The organism is Proteus sp. fly-1008 (assembly GCF_040140305.1).
Classification (GTDB): Bacteria; Pseudomonadota; Gammaproteobacteria; order Enterobacterales; family Enterobacteriaceae; genus Proteus; species Proteus vulgaris_B.
Window position 1 is genome coordinate 841,287 of the sequence record NZ_JBEEWH010000001.1, and the last position, 17,546, is coordinate 858,832.

14 protein-coding genes are annotated in these 17,546 nt (G+C 37.3%); 9 read left to right on the forward strand and 5 right to left on the reverse strand.

Translation table 11 applies throughout. The annotated features are described in order from the left end of the window. Positions 1-50: 50 nt before the first annotated feature. Positions 51-305 carry a biofilm formation regulator BssS gene (bssS, locus tag ABN256_RS03930; protein WP_064720401.1) on the forward strand — a complete coding sequence of 85 codons (255 nt, stop codon included), beginning with the start codon at positions 51-53 and terminating at the stop codon, positions 303-305. Between the two features lie 291 nt (positions 306-596). After that, the gene (locus ABN256_RS03935; RefSeq protein WP_196553721.1) at positions 597-1,199 is read left to right on the forward strand and encodes a response regulator transcription factor; all 603 of its coding nucleotides are present in this window, start codon (positions 597-599) and stop codon (positions 1,197-1,199) included. 260 nt (positions 1,200-1,459) lie between these two features. On the opposite strand, the gene ttrA is transcribed toward ABN256_RS03935, so the two are convergent. The 3 genes from ttrA to ttrB are packed head-to-tail and all read right to left on the reverse strand — an operon-like array spanning position 1,460 to position 6,301. Then, positions 1,460-4,540, reverse strand: coding sequence for a tetrathionate reductase subunit TtrA (ttrA, locus tag ABN256_RS03940; protein WP_197269046.1), 3,081 nt, complete (start codon positions 4,538-4,540; stop codon positions 1,460-1,462). Then, positions 4,533-5,561 carry a tetrathionate reductase subunit TtrC gene (gene ttrC / locus ABN256_RS03945; protein WP_196553723.1) on the reverse strand — a complete coding sequence of 343 codons (1,029 nt, stop codon included), beginning with the start codon at positions 5,559-5,561 and terminating at the stop codon, positions 4,533-4,535. The genes ttrA and ttrC overlap by 8 nt, the downstream gene beginning before the upstream one ends. After that, positions 5,558-6,301 (reverse strand): tetrathionate reductase subunit TtrB, encoded by a 744-nt coding sequence (ttrB, locus tag ABN256_RS03950; protein WP_072068548.1) that lies wholly within the window; start codon positions 6,299-6,301, stop codon positions 5,558-5,560. The genes ttrC and ttrB overlap by 4 nt, the downstream gene beginning before the upstream one ends. A gap of 177 nt (positions 6,302-6,478) precedes the next feature. Between ttrB and ttrS the strand changes: the two genes are divergently transcribed. The 7 genes from ttrS (at position 6,479) to ABN256_RS03985 (ending at position 14,771) form a co-directional block, all read left to right on the forward strand. Next, entirely contained in the window at positions 6,479-8,242 is a 1,764-nt protein-coding gene (gene ttrS, locus ABN256_RS03955; RefSeq protein WP_072068549.1) for a tetrathionate respiration histidine kinase TtrS, read from the forward strand. A gap of 10 nt (positions 8,243-8,252) precedes the next feature. Next, positions 8,253-8,855: a tetrathionate respiration response regulator TtrR gene (gene ttrR / locus ABN256_RS03960; protein WP_072068550.1), complete on the forward strand. Its 603-nt coding sequence runs from the start codon at positions 8,253-8,255 to the stop codon at positions 8,853-8,855. 74 nt (positions 8,856-8,929) lie between these two features. After that, positions 8,930-9,871 (forward strand): Kdo(2)-lipid IV(A) acyltransferase, encoded by a 942-nt coding sequence (locus ABN256_RS03965; RefSeq protein ID WP_196553724.1) that lies wholly within the window; start codon positions 8,930-8,932, stop codon positions 9,869-9,871. Between the two features lie 271 nt (positions 9,872-10,142). Then, the gene (gene mdtG, locus ABN256_RS03970) at positions 10,143-11,351 is read left to right on the forward strand and encodes a multidrug efflux MFS transporter MdtG (protein ID WP_072068552.1); all 1,209 of its coding nucleotides are present in this window, start codon (positions 10,143-10,145) and stop codon (positions 11,349-11,351) included. Between the two features lie 420 nt (positions 11,352-11,771). After that, positions 11,772-13,307: a peptide MFS transporter gene (locus tag ABN256_RS03975; protein ID WP_115349994.1), complete on the forward strand. Its 1,536-nt coding sequence runs from the start codon at positions 11,772-11,774 to the stop codon at positions 13,305-13,307. Between the two features lie 165 nt (positions 13,308-13,472). Next, positions 13,473-14,252, forward strand: a complete 780-nt coding sequence (locus ABN256_RS03980; protein ID WP_340893390.1) for a PhzF family phenazine biosynthesis protein — start codon at positions 13,473-13,475, stop codon at positions 14,250-14,252. A gap of 108 nt (positions 14,253-14,360) precedes the next feature. After that, positions 14,361-14,771, forward strand: coding sequence for an acyl-CoA thioesterase (locus tag ABN256_RS03985; protein ID WP_072068555.1), 411 nt, complete (start codon positions 14,361-14,363; stop codon positions 14,769-14,771). Positions 14,772-15,001: 230 nt separating this feature from the next. Here the strand turns inward: ABN256_RS03985 and ABN256_RS03990 are convergent, their stop codons facing one another. Both ABN256_RS03990 and ABN256_RS03995 read right to left on the reverse strand, forming a co-directional pair. Then, positions 15,002-15,319: a hypothetical protein gene (locus ABN256_RS03990; RefSeq protein WP_197269041.1), complete on the reverse strand. Its 318-nt coding sequence runs from the start codon at positions 15,317-15,319 to the stop codon at positions 15,002-15,004. A gap of 130 nt (positions 15,320-15,449) precedes the next feature. After that, positions 15,450-17,192, reverse strand: coding sequence for a YadA-like family protein (locus ABN256_RS03995; protein ID WP_197269040.1), 1,743 nt, complete (start codon positions 17,190-17,192; stop codon positions 15,450-15,452). Between the last annotated feature and the right edge of the window lie 354 nt (positions 17,193-17,546).

Consider the following 17,546-nt stretch of genomic DNA (forward strand, 5'->3'; position numbering starts at 1 on the left):
CGTGGGAGCTTCTCTCTTAGTCAAAACCGGCTGTATGATTAGGAGGTATTATGAGTAGAAAAAATGAAGTTATACAGACACATCCTGTTGTAGGCTGGGATATCAGTACCGTTGACATCTACGATGCCATGATGTTGCGTTTACATTATCTTCCTGAAAACGAACATCATCCAGAAAATGCAGTTGTAGATAAGACACTTTGGCTCACAACAGACATAGCTAAACAGTTGATTCATATTCTTCAAGCAGGTATTGATAAAATTGAGTCATCTGAAGATTCTGTTTCAGACAACACCAAGCATTAATAAAAAGATCGACAAAAAGATAGCGAACGCAAAGCAGGAGTACAATGTACTCCTGTTCTCGTTTTTATCATTCCGCATAATAATTTCTTATATATTATCTATTCATAATTTTCATATTATGAGAAATAACTAACAACATTAATAAATAAATCATCATTTAATACGAGAGTAATAATAATTATTTTATTCGATATATCTTAAAAAAAATAACATATAAGCCGAATTGACATAAAATGAAGTTATCTTTATTTTAATAAATTAATAGAATAGCAACAAACAAGGAAGTTATTTGTGAAAGTATTAATTATTGATGAATGTTTCTTTACTCGTAACGGTATAAAGCATTATTTCTCCAAAAGAAATATAAGACATGAAATTATTGACGCATCATCTATACAAGAAGCTAATAATTATATTAATCATTCTATGCCTGATATTATATTCATTGACCTTACCCGATATTGCCGAGAAATAGCACACTGCCAACATTTGCAACTCTTTTTCATTTTAACAAGAAATTGCCGACTTTATCTCTACATTGATGCAAACTATCCTGATAAGGAAAGACCTATCGCATTGACAAATAACTGTTTTATCCTTCCCAAAAGAGTACTTCCTTGGGTGCTTGAAAAAACGTCTTTATTCACATCGCGATGCCAAGTATTTTTTCCAACATATAAACACTCTATGTGTTCTATTTTCAGCACACAAGAGCAAAAAATTATTAATTATTGGATGAACGAATTGCCTAATCACCAAATAGCTAAAAAGCTACGTATTAGCAATAGCACAGTATATTCACACAAGAGACATATTACTGAAAAAATTAACGTAAAAAATAGAATTGAGCTATTTTTCATATATAACATTTTAAAATACATATATGAAAAGTAGTCTTATTCCTTTAAATTATAAAATAAAGAAAAGAAAAAAGGAGTCCGATTCCTATTATTACTCTCTGTAAACATGGTGACGAATAAGCGTGTTGGCCACCTTAAATTCATTATAATACTATGTATGTAGGGTACATATGATATTAAAACAATTAAACTAATATTATGTATATTTTATAATATAAAAAACTATTCACTTTGTTATCACTTCACTCTCCATCTTAAAGAGTGAAGTGATAGATTAAAGTTCAAGGCAAATAATTAAGCGATACGTTCAATTTTAGCAGGTAAACCTTGACGAACAGAGGCACCAGATACCCAGTCTAACCAAGTATTGGTTATCTCTCTTGTTGGATCAGCAAACCCTAAATCATTAAGATTGATACCATTACCAATATCTTTATCCATCGGTAAAGGTTGTTCATCTAAGTAATGTTGACGAGAGCCTAATTCTTGATGCCCATAACCATGTTCAATCGCTAAAACACCTGGCATCACACCATCGAGTAAACTAATCTCAGCTTCAACTTGCCCACCAGGTGTTACAATACGAACCTTATCACCATGATTAACTCCCCATTTTTTACCATCTTGAGGATTAATTGCGACCAAATTACTCGGTTTCACCATTCGTAAACGTTGTATCATACCCGTAGAGCTACTCACGACATGAGACTTAAAGGACATTAGTTTTAATGGCCATTGATTTTCAGGATAGTGCTGGTGAATATCACTACCATCTGAAAGACGTGGTGGATAATAAGTTGGGCAACCACTATAACGCTCACCCGTTATTGCATGATGATTTTTCGCAACTTCCTCATTCCAAATTTGTAATGGTTTCTTCCACTGAGGTCCAGTTTCATCACCATTCCATGCTTTGTCATAAGGAGCAAAACGACCGCCACGGGTGTAAATATATGCAACACGCAATACTTCTTCATTTTTTAATGTGGAAGTTATTGCTGGCAAAATTCGATCAACACCACTCAGTAAAATATCTTCATTAGTTGCAGGTGCAACCGGTTTTTCACCCATAAAAGCCATATTAGCCGCAACACGTAAATAGTAATCTTCTGCACTGTTGATTGGATAGAAATTTCCATCCATATCTTCAATAGCTTTATCACCAAAACCGGGTAAATCTAAGGCTTTGGCAACAGCAATACAGAATGTTTCCATTGAGATTGGTTGGCCTTCCGCTGTTTTAGCAACTCGAGGTTCAATAATCGGCCAACGTGCGGTACTTGCTTTCACTTGAACACCAGACCAAGGCGCACTAAATCCCCAACTTTCAAAATTGTGAGTATCAGGCACGATATAGTCTGCCAGCGCGGTTGTTTCATTCATAAAGGCATCAATGCCGATAATTAAAGGCAAATGCTTCGGATCTTTAAGACGCTCTTCCATTACTTGACGAATACCAGCGATCCCATAAACAGGATTGGTCATATTCGTGATCCATGCTTTTAATGAATAAGGATAACCCGCTAATGCAGAACCTAGTTGCTCAGTTAATTGCCCTGCTGCAAACGGATACCAAGGCGCTTTTGCCGGATATGGAGATTCCCCTTTCTCTACACGCTCACGATATTCATCGGATTTTTCATAGGCTGCTTTACTACGCGATAACACCATACCTTTTGGCTTCACTTTACCCTTAAAGCTATCCATTTTGTAACAAGGGCCATCTGTTGCACCATTAAATTTACCGCCACCAACAGATACCCCACCTTTAAGGTTTAAGTTACCTATTAGTGCATTGAGCATGATCACGCTCCAAGCAGTATAAAAACCATTTCCTCCCATCATACCGCCATGAGAGATAACAGCAGCTTTTCGTCCATAAGCGGTGAATTCACGGCCTAATGCAGCAATGGTCGTTTCTGGTACTTTACAACGCTCGCTATATTCAGCCAGTGTCATACGTTTAGCCGCTTCATCAAGTAATTGGAAACTTGATTTTACCGTCACTTCAGCGCCTGTTTTTAAAGTGACTTTATGCGTAGCAAATAATTGTGCTTTATCGACTTGTGTCGCAGGAACTAATTCACCATCTAGTGATAACACTAAGTTTTGCTCTTCCCCCTCAGCAATATCATTAAAATGTGCCGTGGTGAGCATTTGTCCTGAAAGTGGATGTTTTTCATCACTGATCACAAGGTGAGTCGCATTTGTCCAGCTCTTCTCACCCACATTTTTCATTGAAACTTCGCTTGGCACTGACAGATAGTCTGCATTGTAGCGCTTATTTTCAATGATCCAGCGGATCATTCCCATCACTAAAGCGGCATCCGTTCCTGGTTGAACAGGAACCCAATGCCCATGATCGTTAGCTAATGTTGTTGTTAACGGTAAAGCAGGTGCAACAACCACATAATTAAACGAGTCACGAATACGTGCATTAGCTAATTGGCGACCTTGGCGCTTAAATGGGTTACCTGATTGTGCTGGTGATGTTCCTAAGAACAGTGCAAATTCAACGTAATCCCAATCTGGTTTAACGTGGGCGTTTTTATCTAAATCGTTCATTAACGCACCAGAACCAGCACGATACGCTAATCCACAATAAGAGCCATGAGCACCAAAGTTTTTACTACCAAATGAGTTTTGAGCAAAGCGACGAATAAACGTATCACGCCCATCATCACCCGCATTTGTCATTAATAATTGGTTAGCTTTAGGGCCTAATGAGGGTTGTTTGGGATCAATAAGAGTATCTAAATCACGGATCGCACGTAAACCATCAACATGACCTTCTCCAAACAAATCACCGCCTTCAACAATTTCTTGGATCAATTGTTCAAAGCTAATGCGTTTCCATTTACCTTCACCCCGTTTACCGACTCGTTTCATCGGCTCAAGAATGCGAGTTGGGCTATCAAGGCTTTCCATCATGGTTGCACCACGCGCACAAGCCGTAGAGCGATTTTCTAACCCACTTTCACCCCCCATTTTTTCAAATGCTTCTTTAATTGGCATGTTGTAGCCAAAATGATGATCATGAGAAAGTGGATGATAAGGGTTACCAGCAATACGTAATACTTTATTGTTTGCTCGATCAACACGAGCACGAACACCGCATTGCGTCCAACAACCAAAACATTGGGTCATACAAACAGATTGATCAGTATTCGCTTGCCAATTGCTCTCTTTAACAACCTTACCTTCAGGTAATAACGAGTTACCATTGATCCTATCAAGTGTCACTTTACCCGATGTGCCATCAACTAAACCATCTACGGCACGTTTAGCAACATCACGGTAGCTGGCAGCAAATGCGGCAATACCACCGATAACTAATCCACCTTTAAGCCATTGACGTCTTGTAAATTTAGCCATGCTGCACTCTCCTGACAACCCAACGAATACTTTCTCTAAAGATGATGGTTAACGCTATCCACAATCCAAATGTTCCAACGATTGCCATCAGTCCATCATTGCCTAGCGTAAACTCATAAGGATTTGTAATAATGTTATATTTTGGAAGATACTGCGCACCCATCAACATTAACCAGCGTAATACCCACGCAAGCCCCATTGATACAAATGCCATCATGGTAATAAATGCAACCGAACGGGCTTGTTTTGCCATCAAAAGTCCCATCGCAACAGAGATAACCCATAGTACGATAACGCCCATAGCACTCCACCAGCCAAGACTTCCCATTGCTAATTGTTGTCTAATGGCTTGACCTGAAATAGTATCGCCAGCAACCCAAAAACCCGTACATACTGCTAATAACATTAATGAACTTACAAACCACATCGCTAATTCACGTTGATGTATAGGTTCACGGCGCGTTCCTAATGCCAACAATGTTGGTAGTACTTGCATTGCACTAAAGAACAGAAGGATCGGTAACCAATAGGTATACAGCACAGGTCTTGCTTTTAAGATAGAGGCTTCGCGCCCTGTATATAACAGCAAACCAATTGCAGTTAATGAGCAAGCTAATGCAACCCAACGTGTTAATTTATATTCACGTTTCCACACTAAGCGAACAACCATTGCCGCAAAGTAAAGCATGCTAAACGCCGAGAATAATGGCAGTAATATTGAACCCCATGCCATCCACGACCACGGTGTTGGATAAGCATAAAAGTGCCATACACGCGCGGTCTGGTGTAAATCTGCAGTTAAAGCAAGCGGTGCTGTAATACCCGCGGTTACTGCAATAAATACCGCAACAGCTTCTAAACGTTGATTACCGGCTCGGCCTTTCCAACACTGCCAACAGGCGTAAAGTGTTGCACTGCAAGCAATACCAATAAAAAAGAAATACTGCACAGCCCAAGGCAACCAAAAATATTCTTGCGGGATCGCCATGACTTCTTGAATTTGAGAGACTTGCGAGATCATGAGTGAACCTCCTGCTGCCATAATGCTGGTTGTCCTTGACCTGCTAACGGTTGTACAAATGCATCATCGAGGCCGAGATAGAAAACTTGTGGCAATGTGCCACTTTCTGGTTTTAATACTTTCAGCTCTTTTTCATGTGTACGCAGCATTTTGCTGATAGTGCTATTAGGATCTTTCATATCACCAATAATACGTGCGCCACCAACACAAGATTCGACACAGGCTGGCAATAAACCGACTTCAAGGCGATGCGCACAGAAAGTGCATTTATCCGCAGTTTGTGTTGAGTGATTAATAAAACGTGCATCGTAAGGACATGCTTGAACACAATAAGCACAACCAACACAACGTTCATTATCAACAACAACAATGCCATCTTTACGTTGGAAAGTTGCTTGGACAGGGCAAACTGGGACACAAGGCGGTTCATCACAATGATTACATAATCTAGGTAGCAAGACGTTAGTTATCCCTTCTTGCCCCTTGATAGCAACCTGATATTGGTTTACTGTCGTCCTAAATTGCCCTTGGGGTGTTTGATTTTCAATATTACAGCTCACAGTACAGGACTGGCATCCTACACAACGGCGTAAATCAATCAGCATGCCATAGCGTTTATCTTCCGAGCCTTCACGACGCTCAGGTGATAATTTAATGCCGGCTTCAGCTAAAGGAACCAGTGAAGCACCCGCAGTAAGGACCCCTAATTGTTGTAGAAATTTTCGTTTTCCAAGATCCATATTTGTCTCCAGCATCACTCAACAACACAATCTCACAATGAGTGAAGGAAATAGAAAGTAAAAAGTATGTGTTTTGTTATAAGAGCATTGTAAAAATTACTGAAGACAACACCTATTGTGGTTTACCACATACTGGGTATGAACTTGATCCAAAACAATATTTAACATTAGATATTTATGACGATAAAACAGACAATTGGGATAAGAAAAGCAGTAAGTATCGGATTATTGCTACTCTTTTTTGTACTACCTCTACATGCCATTGCAAAAGAGTGGAGCATTGGCGTCTTAGCTTTACGGGGTGATGCTTCAACACAAAGACACTGGTTGCCTCTTGTTCAAACATTAAATGAACAATTTCCTTCAGAAAATTTTGTGTTAGTTCCCTTAAATCTGGAAGAAATGAAGCTAGCAGTAGCGAAAAAAAATGTTGATTTCTTGCTAACAAACCCTGCGCAATTTATCCAATTAGATAATGCTTTTCCATTACGCTGGTTGCTCTCTTTACGCTCTGGTTATGAGCCTGATAACACAACACGAAATGTGATTGGTAGCCTGATTTTAGTTCGTAATGACAGCCCAATTACGTCTGTTCACGAGCTAATAGGAAAGCGTGTGGGTGCCATTGCTCCTGATGCTTTTGGTGGTTATCTTTTAGGTTATAAAGCACTACGCGAAGAAGGTATTGATCCCGATAAAGATTTCACATTACGTTTCACCGGTTTTCCTGCTGATGCCTTGCTTTATCTCTTACGAGATGAAGATATTAACGCGGCAATTATTCCCGTCTGCCTACTAGAAAATATGGATAATGAGGGGTTGATTCGAAAAAGTGATTATCGTCCAGTGATTTCCTATCAAACTAATACGCCGTGTTTAACCAGTACCCCCCTATATCCTAATTGGTCATTCGCCGCATTAGACACTGTGCCTGATGAGTTAGTTGATAAAGTAACTCGCATTTTACTCACAGATGACAGTAAACCCATGAAATGGGGAGCCCCTGCGTCACATACACAAGTTGAAAACTTACTCAGAGAAGTCAACCAACATCCTCGACAACGACAACTTTGGCAAGATGCAAAAAGCTGGGCAATCCAACACCAATTTATTATTGGTCTTTCGTTGGCGGCTATTCTTTTTCTTATTTTAAACCAAGTGTGGATTAGTTATTTAGTAAGACGTCGCAGTCAACAATTAGAGCATGCACATAATCGATTAAGGCAGCAAAAAGAAGAATTAGAACATGCTCAACGCTTAAATATATTGGGGGAGATGGCTTCAGGATTTGCCCACGAACTTAATCAGCCTCTTTCTGCCATAAAAAGTTATGCACAAGGTAGTGTTATTCGTCTTAAAAAAGAAAATGAGTCACACCCGCTATTACCTGCATTGCAACAAATAGACAAACAAGCACAACGCGGTGCTGATATCATTAGAAATCTACGTTTATGGGTTGGAAAACAGACACCTAACACAGATACAATTACGCTTTCTCATCAGAATATCGCTGAGTGTATCCACCATATTTGGAAACTTTTACGTGTAGAAGAAAAATACCCACAAGTTTCACTGAAAACCAATGTTGATGAGCATGATACTCTGTGTTTACCTGAAACCTTATTAGAGCAAATTTTATCTAATTTAATCACCAATAGCCTGCAAGCAGGTGCGAAACACTTGAAGATAAGTACACACAAAGCACCGGATAGATTGCTTGTCGTTATTGAAGATGATGCAGGCGGAATGAGTCATAGTCAGCTTGAACAACCTTTTTCTCCATTCCAAACAACAAAAACGGAAGGGCTTGGATTAGGTTTAGTGATTTGCCAACGATTACTACTTTCTCAAGGTGCGGATATTCACATTGAAAATCAACAAAATGAGCAAAATAATATCGGATTAAAAATCACACTTATTTTCCCTAATAAAAATAAATAACGGAGAAAAAATGCCCACTATTCACCTTGTGGATGATGATCTTGCAGTCACTGATGCTTGTCAGTTTTTATTAGAAAGCTTAGGTTATTCAGCCCATGTTTGGAATGATAGCGAATTTTTTATCAACAATGTCAATCTCTATCAACAAGGGGTTGTGCTATTAGATATGCGGATGCCAAAACCTGACGGTAGACAAGTCCACCAGCATTTAATTGATAAGCACAGCACACTTTCTGTGATTTTTTTAACGGGCCATGGTGATATTCCTATGGCTGTGGAGGAGATCAAAAAGGGAGCTATTGATTTTTTACAAAAACCCGTTGATAGCAATGCACTGCTATCTGCCTTAGATGCCGCATTTCTTGAAACAAATATCCGTTTTACAGCACATGATATTCGTCGTCGCTATGCATCATTAACCCCAAGAGAAAAAGACATTGCTTATTATGTTATTCAAGGTTTAATGAACCGAGAAATCGCTGAAGTTGCTTGTGTTTCAATAAGAACTGTTGAAGTTCATCGAGCCAAAGTGATGGATAAAATGGCCGCAAAAAATATTGCTGAATTGGTGACTGCATTACAAGGCATTGAAATAATTTCACCTAATTTATGACAAAATTTCTTATCTGCGCCAAAAAGTGTCACAATATAAGATATTCATTGGAAAAATAGTAAATAGATAGGCTTATGATAAAGTCACCTCCATTTAAAAAATCATTTTTGCAGCCTAAGTATTGGCTGACTTGGTTTGGGATCGGATTACTCTATATTCTGGTTCTGCTTCCTTATCCTGTCATTTATTGGCTAGGTACACGCCTAGGCCGTTTCTCTAAAGTTTTTTTAAAAAAACGACTCCAAATAGCGGAACGAAATCTTGAACTTTGTTTTCCACAAATGCCAAAAAGTGAGCGAGAAGCCCTAGTTAATAAAAATTTCGAATCCGTTGGTATGGGATTATTCGAAACTGGTATGGCGTGGTTTTGGCCAGATTGGCGAGTTAAGCGCTGGTTTAAAGTCAGCGGGATTGAAAATATTTCCAAAGTGCATGAAACTGGGAAAGGCATCTTACTTATTGGGATACATTTTCTTACTCTTGAACTGGGTGCTCGTATTTTTGGTATCTATAACCCAGGAATTGGTGTTTACCGCCCTAACGATAACCCTGTTATGGACTGGCTACAAACATGGGGTCGATTACGCTCAAATAAATCGATGATCGACAGAAAAGATGTCAAAGGCATGATACGTAGTTTAAAAGCGGGTGAAATTGTTTGGTATGCACCTGACCATGATTATGGTCCACGGAAAAGCGTTTTTGTACCTTTGTTTGCTGTTGATAAAGCGGCAACAACAACAGGAACTTATATTCTGGCAAGAACCAGCAAACCTGCATTAATTCCATTTACACCCAAACGCTTACCTGAAGGTAAGGGTTATGAGCTAATTATTTCTCCGGCTGTTGCTGATTTCCCCGTTGATAATGAGGAAAATACTGCTAAAGCGATGAATAAAGTGGTTGAACAAGAGATTTTACGTGCGCCAGACCAATATATGTGGCTGCATCGCCGCTTTAAAACCCGCCCAGAAGGTGATGCTTCTTTATATAACGAAATAAAGAAAGTACATTAATTACAAAGTGGCTGTTTTATTCCAAAGCAGCCACTTTGTAATATGACAACACGCTGATACAACAATAATAAAATCAACAACAGCACACGCTGTAAACTCCTGCAAAAAACATTATAAGAGCAAGACCTATCGCACTTATTCTGTATCATGGCTATATTCTTATTCACTATAAATAAGAAAACCGATGCGTTGTCATAATATTCAACGTCACTACGGTTATGTTCAGCCTATTTTCTTGGTTTACTCTCTCGTTCTCGGCTAAAGGAGTAACATGGATCTCAAGCCCCGAAATAATTCTTGGAAACGTAATCTTTATATTGTCTGGTTTGGTTGTTTTCTAACTGGCGCAGGTTTTAGTTTGATTATGCCTTTTCTTCCTTTATATGTTGAAGAATTAGGTATAACCGATCATGAAGAACTTAACCTTTGGACGGGTGTAGCATTTAGTATTACTTTTCTTTTTTCTGCTATCGCCGCCCCTTTCTGGGGAAAATTATCTGATAGGAAAGGTCGAAAATTAATGCTATTACGCTCTGCCCTTGGCATGGCCATCGTCATGGTATTAATTGGTTTTGCACAAAATATATGGCAATTATTGGTATTACGTGCCTTGCTAGGTGTATTAGGTGGCTTTGTTCCTAATGCTAACGCATTAATTGCAACTCAAGTTCCTGTCAAAAAAAGTGGTTGGGCATTAGGGACCCTTTCAACAGGTGCCGTAAGTGGCGCTTTAATTGGTCCTTTAATTGGAGGGATGCTTGCTGACCTCTATGGTTTGCGCCCTGTATTCTTTATTACTTCAGCGGTTTTATTTATTTGTTTTTTAGTCACCCTCTTTTTTGTGAGTGAAAACTTCACGCCTGTTTCTAAAAAAGACGCATTAACCACAAAACAAGTTTTTTCATCACTTAAAAACAAAAGACTCGTTGTATGTCTATTTTTCACCACAATGATCATACAAGTGGCAACGGGCTCTGTTACGCCTATTTTGACACTTTATATCCGTGAATTAACAGGATCGGTCAGTAACCTTGCCTTTATCAGTGGCGTTGTTGCCTCTGTACCTGGTATTGCTGCACTTATTAGCGCCCCTCGCTTTGGTAAGCTAGGCGACCGAATTGGCCCTGATAAAGTCCTTATTTTTACCCTCGGGCTCTCTATTTTTATGTTAATTCCAATGGCGCTGGTCAGTAATTATTGGGAACTTGGTGCGTTACGATTTTTACTTGGCGCAGTTAATGCGGCCATGTTACCTGCAGTACAAACGCTTATTCTCTATAACATTACCCCTGCTATTGCTGGTCGAATTTTTAGTTATAACCAAGCACTAAGAGATGTTGGAAATGTTACAGGACCGTTAATGGGTGCTTTTGTTGCTGCAAGCTATGGATTTAGAGCTGTTTTTTATTTCACCGCAGCTGTTGTCTTTTTTAATCTAATTTATTCTTGGTTAAGCTTTAGAACGCCACAAGAAAAGTAGTCAAAAAATCCACAAATAAGATCAGTTAATAGTTTTTTTTCTTCAAAAAATTACACTTTTACATTTAAAGGCCTAATTGTTACTTTTTTTATTCTATTTTTTGTAATTTATTGTTTATTAAGAACATTCTTAACACCCATTTGTTAAGACCTCTAAAACTTTCTTGTCCTCTTTTTTCAAAAAATTGCAAGGTTAACTATTGCAAAATGAGATTTTTATCGACTTTTGCACCAAAAAATGGTTTATAAAGTATTAAATATACTTTTAGTCACTAAATTCTGACAAAAGTATGTTAAAAATATATTAATTAAATGCAGTGAATACTGATAACAGAATGAAATAGTTTTGTTTCATCACTTGCTAATATTTTGTTCTTTTTACTTGCAAACGACCTGTAGAGGTTTTTTTTGGGAATTTAAGATGCAATCTACTCACTCAAAATCTAGCCGAACTTTCTTTGGCCACCCATATCCATTAAGCTCCCTTTTCTTCACTGAAATGTGGGAACGCTTTTCTTTCTATGGTATTCGCCCATTATTAATTCTATTTATGGCGGCAACCGTTTATGAGGGTGGCATGGAAATCCCCAGAGAGCAGGCTTCTGCTATTGTGGGTATTTTCGCCGGTGGTGTTTATTTAACATCGCTACCTGGAGGTTGGCTCGCTGATAACTGGTTAGGTCAACGCCTAGCTGTATGGTATGGCTCTATCTTTATCGCATTAGGGCACCTATCCATCGCACTTTCTGCGTTTTGGTCACAAGATCTGTTCTTTATCGGTTTATTACTGATTGTATTAGGTACAGGGTTATTTAAAACCTGTGTCACAGTGATGGTAGGAACCTTATATAAAAGGGATGATACTCGCCGTGATGGTGGATTTTCCTTATTTTATATGGGTATCAATATGGGCTCATTTATTGCACCACTCATCACGGGTTTCTTAGTACGTGATTATGGCTGGCATTGGGGCTTTGGTATCGGTGGGATTGGTATGCTTGTTGCGTTACTGATTTTCCGCTTTTACGCCGTACCGACCATGCGTCGTTTTGATAGCGAAGTTGGTTTAGATTCAAGCTGGGATCGCCCAACGGTTGTTCGTCGTAATGTCGGTCAATGGGTTTTAGCGTTATCTGTCGTTCTTATGGCAATTGTTGGCCTTATTATTTCTGGTGTTATTCCTTTTAACCCAGTTGCTGTGGCTAACTTTATGGTCTACGTGATTTCTGGTAGTGTTATCGCCTATTTTATCTATTTATTCCTATTCGCTGGATTAAGTAGTAGTGATCGTTCTCGCTTATTTGTTTGTTTCCTTTTATTGGTTTCAGCCGCCCTTTTCTGGTCTGCATTCGAACAAAAGCCAACATCATTTAACTTATTTGCCAATGACTATACAGACTTAAACTTTATGGGCTTTGAGATCCCAGCAGTTTGGTTCCAGTCTGTAAACGCGCTGTTTATTATTGTTCTTGCTCCTGTCTTTAGTTGGTTATGGCCAATGATGGCACGTAAGAATATGAATTTAAGCAGCATCACTAAATTCGTGATTGGTATTTTATTTGCAGCAGGTGGCTTTACCGTCATGATGTTTGCATCTGAGAGCGTTATCGCAACAGGACAAGGCGTTTCACCACTTTGGTTGATTGGTAGCATCTTATTGCTGACATTAGGTGAATTATGTCTAAGCCCAATTGGCCTTGCCACAATGACTATTTTAGCCCCAGCAAGAATGCGTGGGCAGGTCATGGGATTATGGTTCTGTGCAAGCGCATTAGGTAATTTAGCTGCTGGTTTAATGGGTGGGAATATTCGTCCAGACAAATTGGATGTTATGCCTGATTTCTTCTCTCATGTTTCTATCGCACTGGTTATTTGTGCCATTGTTCTTGCTGCACTGATTATTCCAGTTCGTAAGATTTTACAAAGCGCAGATAGCAAAGAGAAAGCACAAGCTTAATTTCACTTGCTCGTTACTGAAGCCATGCCTCATCTACTTTTAGGCATGGCTTTTTACTTTTATACCCTGTTATTTAAAGGTGATTTTTATATATTGCACCTAGTATTTAAAACACTTAATCTCATTATCTTCTATTTATTGATAGTTTATCACTAAGGTAATGCGATGACTGTTCTTCCTATTTATTATGTTAATGCCTTTTCCTCTACACCTTTTTCAGGAAACCCCGCAGCTGTCATTTTGTTGGAAGAATGGTTGCCTGATGCCACCTTAATTGCACTTGCCAGTGAGATTAATTTACCTGAAACCGCCTTTTTAGTAGATAATCACATTCGCTGGTTTACACCCAAAATAGAAGTACCATTATGTGGGCATGCCACATTAGCCACCGCATTTGTATTAAAGACGATTAAACACGTTCCAGATAATTTATTTAAATTTCATTCACTTTCAGGTGAGCTCACCGTCTCTTGCCAAGACTCATTTTTTACGCTTGATTTTCCAACCATTCCTGCGACGTTAAATAACAGCATAAAATCACAACTAGAAACACAACTTAATTTAACCATCAATGAAGTTTGGCAAGCGCGTGATAGATATGTTTGCTTTTTGTCTGAACCAGATCAAGTGATTAATTATCAACCTGATTTTTCTCAAATAGCACAGTTAGATTTACCTGGCGTTATTATTACTGCAAAAGGAGATAAACCTTTTGATTTTATTTCTCGTTTCTTTGCACCGGTAAAAGGAGTAAATGAAGATCCCGTTACTGGCACGTCTCACTGTGTCTTAGTTCCTATTTGGAGCGATAAGCTCAATAAAAAACAATTACATGCAAGACAAGTCTCAAAGCGAGGTGGAAATATCGACTGTGAATTAAAAAATGGCCGTATTCTACTTACAGGTGATGCTACTCTTTTTCTAGCAGGCGAAATTACCTTTTAATTACTGACGACATTATCAGCCATTCATCTACTTTGCTTTCAATTTACTCTATTTTATACTGTGGGGAATATTTCCCTACAGTATCAAAAAGAAGAAGGCTTTATTGTTATGTCTATCTCTGACTTATCTCCTGAACTGCAAGATAAAATCAAAAATTCAGTTACTCGTGTTTCTAAAGTTATCTTTCCCACCACTACTAATCATCACTCTACACTCTTTGGTGGTACTGCATTAGCTTGGATGGACGAAGTCTCATTTATTACCGCCACACGCTTTAGTCGTAAACGCCTAGTGACTGTTTCAACCGAAAAGATTAACTTTAATCACCCGATCCCATCAGGTACGATTATTGAACTTGTAGGTGAAGTTATTCGTGTTGGACGTACTAGCTTAACTGTTAATGTCTCTATTTTTCTGGAAGATATGTACGCAGAAGGACGAGAAGAAGTGATCCATGGCCAATTTAATTTTGTCGCTGTCGATAATGCCGGTAAACCCACACCATTATTCGACAAATAGCTTCGTATAAAGAGTAAAATACCTCTTTTTACCTGCCTTAATTAAAAAGTACATGATTTTATTATGTCGTAAATTATTCTTAATAATAACAAGATATTAAAATAATTAATTCAAATGGATATTTTTCAATCAAAAGAAAATTTTCAATAAAATCAACAACAAATAAGATTAATAACATGTAAGACAAGAGTTATCCACAGTTAATGTGGATAACTACATTAAGTCAAAACCTAGAGAACACAGATTTTAACTACCGCGAATTCAATCTGACAAACAGTTAATTTTTTTCCTTTATCAGAACTCTCTGCAATCACAATATCGATAAACTGTGAATATTTACGCCCTACTTCCTGAGCAAATTCAATTGAAGGCTCTATCAACAATATTGCACCTATAGCATCAAGTTTATTTGGAAAATCAACAGGTGAGGCTATTTCTGCTACAGATTTCATTTTAGTTTCTGCTATTTCTTGCGCTTTATCTGTTGCAGCCTGATTAACTCTTATCTGCTTTTCACAAACACCACCGCCAGAATGAAGATAGATCATAATTTACTCGTAATATAAAAAAGGTTGTCATCTTTATTATTCAAAGCTACAGCATAAAAGCCAGCTTATAAATAGAAAAATAACAACCCTATTTCAGCTTCACGCCTAAACGGCACGATATAACATAAAGTTACCAACCATAAGAAATACCACCACCCACAACGCCGCGATCTTCTGTATTCCATGAAGCTGAAACACGAATAATGGCACTTTCTGTTATTTGATACTGGGCGCCTGTTGCAAGTGCATTAGCATCTCGATAATTACCAACCCCCACACCTAAGCTAAAAGTGTGAGCCGTCACATAGGGAATATTCGCCATAGCTGCAACGGAAGCAATACCAGCACTTGCTCTCTTATCTGCCTTATCAATTTTATTATCCATATTTTTCAGTGCAATATCGTTATCAATAAAGATGTTCTTAATTTTATTATTGGTATACTCATTCGCAATAGAAATAGAGTCATGTTTTGATCTTTCGATATATTCCTTCAACGATTCATCTCTCTCACTAATAATGTTGTTAGTGATATTAATATACTCATTTCCCTTTTGAGTAATATACTTCTCACGCTCCTTTGTTATTTTTTCATTATTTTTACCAATAAGTCCCTCCATTCCTGATGCTATTTTACTAATTTCTATATCCGTATAACTATTAGCACTTTTTTCTGATGCTTTAACTTTCCCTTCTGTTGATATCGTAATTTCATCTCTAACATTACCAATGTGCTCAACTATTTTTACATCATGCTCATTAACTTTAAAATCAGTATACTCTTTACCACTATTTTCAATTTCAATAAATCTATCATTTGTGTAATTTTTAATATTACTTTCAGATTCACTAATTTTTTTATTAGTATGCTTTTCTATTCCTTCTTTTATATCATTGACTTTATCATCAGTATAAGATTCCACACCAGCTTTCATTTCTGAAAGCTTATCTTCAGTATAAAGATAAAATTCATTTTTTTCTTCATTAAGATAATTAATAATAGTATCTTGATGTTCTTTTATTTTACTATCGGTATATTGATTTGATTTTTTATTTGCATCATCAGCTAATACCTTTGCTTTAGATTCACTTTGTTTTAATACAGCTTCACTTGCTTTAGAAATATCATTTTGTATTACTTTATTATTTTCATTTATTTGAGTTGTGGTTGCTTTGAGTAACGCATTTTTTTCTTGCTCAATTTTATCATTAATAACAATATTATTGTCATTAATGCGCTTATCAGCTTCAATTAGAATATTATTTTTCTCTTCTTTCAGCTGAGAAACATTCACAGCATCTGTATCTTGTGTTCCTGCTGCAACATTAATAATTTGTCGTTGATTTGTATCACTCCCTATCGATAGCGTATTATCTCGATTATTACTGCTTTTATCGCCTAATATAATTGCGTTATTCGCTGTTCCTGTTGACTTACTTCCAATAATCACAGAATTATCTGCACTATTAGAAAGACGGCTACCACTTCCTAAAATAACACCATTTTCAGCATTATTTATTGCACCTTTTCCTATACTAATGGCGTCTTTATTTTCACTATATGCCTGAGAGCCAATAGAAAGAGATCCTTCACCAATTGCCATAGCTCCACTTCCTAATGACAATGCATTATCACCAATTGCTGTACTTTTATGTCCAATTGCAGTTGCATTGATCCCTTCAGCACCCGCATTAGCACCAATTGCCGTTGATTGGTCTGAATGTGCCCACGTATTATATCCAACTGCTGTCGATTCATTACCATCTGCTTTACTATTTCCACCTAATAAAGTGGTATTATTGGCATAAGAATATGTAGATGAAAATAATATAATAGCCAATAATTTTATTTTGAAACTGATATTACAAATCATATTTATATCACTCCATAATTAATAAACTCATATATAGAGTAATATGTATTTTATTTTTTACACATTATATATTTTATAAAAAAATTAATTTACCAAGGAAACTCCATTGCAAATGAATAATAACTTCATCATATAATTATAATATAAATAAAAAAGAAAATTACTAATTTTGTATTTTCAAAACAAAATCAATCACTAAAGAAAAAAGATAAATAATAAGAACACAAGAAATAATCAGCATATTAAAAATAAGAACAAATTTTATAAAATAAAAATATTTTAATTTTGAGATAAAGGTCAAATAATAATAACGTTATTTTTTCATATTTTATATAGTATTATAAATCTATATTA